Here is a 4,914-nt window from a genome sequence, read left to right on the forward strand (position 1 = left end):
ATCCTTCCCGATCAACAACTGCGCCACATGCTCCTTCAAATACGCCGCGACGGCGAGCTCACGGCCGTTCAGGGTCGCATCACCAATACCCGTCACCCCATCCTCGGTAGTAATCCGGAGCGTCACAAAGTTCCGGGACGGACTGGTCACAAACACATCGGCGGCAATGATTTTCACGGCTGGCTTTCGGGTCGGGATTTCTCAAGGTCTGGAATGGCTGGAGTCAGCGCAGGGTGCTGCCCCGGGCGGCATCAAGCAGGGCAAGCTCCCCGCGACGGGGCAGCCCCTCCCAGTCGCCGCGCGTGCTGACGGCGAAGGCGCCTGCCAGGACGCCGCGGTGCAGGCGGGCGGGAACACCGTCGCCGTCGAGCAGGGCTGACAGGTAGCCGGCGGTGAACGCATCTCCTGCGCCGACGGTGTCCACGCAGGTCACAGCTATGGCGGAGGCCTCAATGACGGCGTCCGCGGTGTACACGGCGGCGCCCGCGGCGCCGCGTTTCACCACCACTTCGCGGACTCCGGCCTCCATCAGCCGGCCCGCAGCGGCGGCTTCGTCAACAGCGGCCCCTGCCGCACCGCTCCCCGCCCGGGGTGGGGCAATCAGGTCGAGTTCGTCGTCGGACGCGATGACAATGGTGGCGTGCCGCGCCAAAGGACCAAGCACGGCCCGCGCCTGGTCCCGGGACCAAAGCTTGCTGCGGTAGTTCACGTCGAGGCTGACCACCATCCCGTCCCCGGCAGCCCGTTCGGCCGCGTACACCACCGCGTCCCGCGCCTCAGCGCTCAGCGCCGCGGTGACGCCGGTCAGGTGCAGGATCCGGGCGCCGCAGTCCATGGCAGCGGCAACCTGGCTGCGGGCGATGGCGGCTCCGGCGGATCCGGCACGGTAGTAAAAGGCCCTGCTGAGATCGGCAGTGCGCTGTTCCAGGAACATCACGCCCGTGCTGCGCTCCGGGTGGACGCTGTGGTGCAGGTTGACGCCTTCACCGCGCAGTTGATTCAGGACGAATTCGCCGTGCGGATCCGCCCCCACGGAGCCGGCCCAGGACGCCGCGTGGCCAAGGCGTGCAACACCAATGGCGACGTTGGATTCCGCGCCGGCCACCTGCATGTTCAGTGTTCCGCCCGAGGCCAACGGGCCGGTGGACCGGAGCGAGACCATGGACTCGCCGAAGGTGAGCAGGTCCGCAGTCATGAAGGGGTCCCGGTTCGGGCCGCGAATTCGGCAGCGAGGCCAAGGAAGCTCCGCGCCCGGTCCCGCATGTCCGTGAGGTCGCCGCCGGACGCTGCCTTGCCGAAGAGCGGACCACCGAGGCCGACGGCGATGGCCCCGGCTTCCCAGTATCCGGCGGCTTCATCGAGGCCCACGCCGCCAACGGCGATGAACGGGATGTCGGGAAAGGGATCGCGGACGGCCTTCAGGTAGCCGGGACCGCCGATGGATGCGGGGAACAGCTTGATGGCGGTGGCGCCGCGCTCCATCGCCTCATAGGCCTCGCTGGGGGTCAGCGCGCCTGCCAGGACCGGGATGCCGGCGCCGGCCGCCTCACTGATGGACGGGGCCAGGGACGGGGTGACGATGAACTGGCCGCCGGCTGCGGTGACGTGTTCGACGTCGGCCTGGCTCATGACGGTGCCGGCGCCCACCAGGCAGCCGGCCGGGGCAGCCGCACGGACTTCGCGGATGGCCTCCAGCGCGTTGGGTGTGGTGAGGGCGATCTCCACGTACCGGAAGCCTTCCTCCATCGCCGCCAGCGCCGCCCTGGCGGCAGCACCGCCGTCGTTCCCGCGGACGATGCCCACAAGCCGGGCCTGCCTGATGCCGTCCAGGAGAGCGGCCGGGGTAACAGCTGAATTCTGGGATGTCATGGGGTTCACCATTCTGCGAAGGATCCGTCGGGGTGGCGCCACACCGGCCCGCGCCAGGCATGGCCGCGCTTGTCCGCTGCGCGGACCACGGCTTCGTCGATGTCGACGCCGAGTCCGGGCCCGGTGAGCCGCTCGATGTGGCCGTTCACGAACTTGAAGGGCGTCTTGTCCACCACGTAGTCCAGGACTTCGGCGCCCTGGTTGTAGTGGATCCCGATGCTTTGTTCCTGAATGAGGAAGTTGGGCGTGGCAAAGCCGACCTGCAGGCAGGCCGCGAGGGCCAGGGGGCCGAGCGGGCAGTGCGGGGCGAGCTGGACTTCGTAGACCTCGGCCAGGGCGGCGATCTTGCGGACCTCGGTGATGCCCCCGGCATGGGAGAGGTCCGGCTGCGCCACGGCGATCCCTGCCTGTAGTGCCGGGAGGAACTCCTGCCGGCTGTAGAGCCGCTCCCCCGTGGACACCGGGGTAGTGGTGGAGGAGGTGAATTCCCGCAGCAGGTGGGTGTTTTCCGGGACCACCGGCTCTTCGAGGAAGAAGGGCCGGAACGGTTCCAGCAGCGGTGCCACGCGCCTGGCGTTGGCCAGGCTGAACCGGCCGTGGAAGTCAACCGCCACGTCCCGGTGGTCGCCCAGCACCTGGCGCGCCGCGGCGACACGGCGGATGACGCCGTCGATCTCCGCCACCGACGCCACCGGGCTCATCTTGCCGCTGGCGTTCATTTTGACAGCGGTGAGCCCCACTTCCAGCTGTGCGCTGATCTGGTCGGCCACCTCGTTCGGCTCGTCGCCGCCCACCCAGCCGTACATCCGGATGCGGTCCCGGACATGGCCGCCCAGGAGCTGGTGCACGGGCGTGTTGAAGTGCTTGCCCGCGATGTCCCACAAGGCCTGGTCCAACCCGGAGACGGCGCTGGCCAGGATGGGGCCGCCCCGGTAGAAGGACCCTTTGGTCATGACCTGCCAGTGGTCTTCGATCCGGAGGGCGTCCCTGCCGATGAGCAGTTCCGAGAGTTGGTCGACGGCGGCGCGCACCGTTTCGCTGCGGCCCTCGCAGGTTGCCTCTCCCCACCCCACGATGCCGCTTTCGGTTTCGACCCGGACAAAGAGCCAGCGGGGTGGAACGAGGAATGTTTCGATCCGGCTGATGACGGTCACGCGGTGGATCCTAACCCTTGGTGGCGCCGGCGGTCAGGCCGGAGACGATGTACTTCTGCGTGAAGAGCGCAATGATCATGATGGGGATGGTCACGACGGTTGCCGCGGCCATCAGCCCGCCCCAGTCGATGCTGGCGTAGGAGACGAAGTCGAAGATCGCCACCGGCAGGGTCTTGGTCTTCGCTCCGGAGAGCACCAGCGCGAACATGAAGTTGTTCCACGAGAAGATAAAGGACAGGATTCCGGCGGTTGCGATGCCGGACACGGCCAGCGGAAGCGTGATCAGCCGGAACGCGCCGATGGGCGTGAGGCCATCCACTTCCGCCGATTCCTCGAGCTCCAGGGGCAGCGAGTCGAAATAGCTCATCATGATGTACACGATCAGCGGCAGCGCCACGAACATGTGGCTGAGGATCAGGACCTCGAACTTGCCCACCATGCGCAGGTTGGAGAACACGTAGTACCAGGGCACCAGGAGCGAAACCCCGGGGATGACGCGGGCCATGAGGACCACCAGCGCGGAGCGGTGCATGGTGAACCGGCTCATCGCGTACGCGGCGGGGACGCCCAGGACGATGGACAGCGCGGTGGAAACGAACGCCACCCAGAAGCTGTTGAGCACGAAGACGAAGTAGTTGTTGCGCTGCAGCACGTTGGCGTAGTTCTCGAAGGTGGGCGAGAACACGAAGGCCTTGGCAGTGTCGTAGATGTCCACATTGGTCTTCAGTGACGCCAGGAGCATCCAGAACAGCGGGGCGAGCAGGAACAACACCACGACAACCAGGGCCACCACGCGGAAGACCTTGTAGGCGCGGCTGCCCAGCGGCTTGCGGCGCCGCGGGGCCCTGTTGGTGGTGGGGGCGGCGGAATCTGTCATGACGGTCATTTGCTTACCGCTTTCTTGCGCATGGTGAGCAGCCACATGGAACCGATGATGATCATGAAGAACAGGATCAGCACCGCTGAGGAGAGCCCGTACTGGTTGTAGTCGAAGCTCAGGCCGTAGGCGTAGACGTTCAGCGTCTCCACTTCGTGGAAGGAGCCGCCGCCCTTGCCCTTGGTGGCGTAGAGGATGTCGAAGGTCTTAAGCGCATCGATGCCGCGCAGCAGGATGGCCACGATCACGGTGGGCATCATGAGCGGCAGGGTGATGTAGAAGAACCGCTGGAAGGCGTTGGCGCCGTCCACGCGGGCGGCTTCGTCCGGTTCATCGGACAGCGAGGTCAGGCCGGCCAGGAGGATCAGGACCACCATGGGGGTCCACTGCCACACGTCCATGAAGATGGTGGTGCCCAGGGCGGTGTCCTGTCCGGAGAGCCACGGCTGGGGCGGGATGCCCACCATGCCCAGGAGCTGGTTGGCGAAGCCGATGTTGGGGTCGAAGATCAGGCGCCACATCATGCCGACGGCCACGGGGGTGGCCACCAGCGGCAGCAGGATGGCAACGCGGACCCACTTTTCGCCCCGGAAGGGCCGCCAGAGGAGCAGCGCAACGCCCATTCCCAGCACCACTTCGAAGGCCAGCGCGACGCCGGTGAAGGAGAGGGTGCGTCCCACGGCAGGCCAGAAACGCTCGGTGTCACCGAGGACCGTGAGGTAGTTCTGCAGCCCGATGAACTCGGTGGCGGCCCGGACGGAGCCCTGGGAATCGGTGAGGCTGAGGTACAGGGTCCAGGCGAGGGGGAAGATGATCAGGACGCCGACAAAGATCATCGCCGGCGCGGCGAACAGCCACTTGCGGTGCCGGTTGGCCCAGGCGGAAAAGCTGCCCCCGGAACGGGCGGGGCCACCGGTCCGGCGGGTACCGGCGCTGCGGGGCGGGTTCAATACAGACATGGTTCACCTAAGGAGTTTGGGGGTGAAGTGGGCCGCGGGGGGGGGGGCGGGGGGG

5 protein-coding genes and 1 pseudogene are annotated in these 4,914 nt (G+C 67.2%); all 6 read right to left on the reverse strand.

Annotated features, from left to right (window positions below; all coding sequences use genetic code 11):
- Positions 1-177 (reverse strand): annotated as a pseudogene (locus tag VXJ37_RS18360) (bifunctional D-altronate/D-mannonate dehydratase); the annotation flags it as partial.
- A gap of 46 nt (positions 178-223) precedes the next feature.
- Positions 224-1,195: a sugar kinase gene (locus tag VXJ37_RS18365; protein ID WP_331324475.1), complete on the reverse strand. Its 972-nt coding sequence runs from the start codon at positions 1,193-1,195 to the stop codon at positions 224-226.
- Positions 1,192-1,869, reverse strand: a complete 678-nt coding sequence (locus VXJ37_RS18370) for a bifunctional 4-hydroxy-2-oxoglutarate aldolase/2-dehydro-3-deoxy-phosphogluconate aldolase (RefSeq protein WP_331324476.1) — start codon at positions 1,867-1,869, stop codon at positions 1,192-1,194. The genes VXJ37_RS18365 and VXJ37_RS18370 overlap by 4 nt, the downstream gene beginning before the upstream one ends.
- A 5-nt stretch (positions 1,870-1,874) precedes the next feature.
- Complete coding sequence (gene dgoD / locus VXJ37_RS18375; RefSeq protein WP_331324477.1) at positions 1,875-3,023, reverse strand: galactonate dehydratase; 1,149 nt, start codon at positions 3,021-3,023, stop codon at positions 1,875-1,877.
- A 10-nt stretch (positions 3,024-3,033) separates the two neighbouring features.
- Positions 3,034-3,909, reverse strand: coding sequence for a carbohydrate ABC transporter permease (locus VXJ37_RS18380; RefSeq protein WP_331324478.1), 876 nt, complete (start codon positions 3,907-3,909; stop codon positions 3,034-3,036).
- Complete coding sequence (locus VXJ37_RS18385; protein WP_331324479.1) at positions 3,906-4,859, reverse strand: carbohydrate ABC transporter permease; 954 nt, start codon at positions 4,857-4,859, stop codon at positions 3,906-3,908. The genes VXJ37_RS18380 and VXJ37_RS18385 overlap by 4 nt, the downstream gene beginning before the upstream one ends.
- Between the last annotated feature and the right edge of the window lie 55 nt (positions 4,860-4,914).

Source organism: Pseudarthrobacter phenanthrenivorans (assembly GCF_036455295.1).
GTDB classification, from domain to species: Bacteria; Actinomycetota; Actinomycetes; order Actinomycetales; family Micrococcaceae; genus Arthrobacter; species Arthrobacter phenanthrenivorans_C.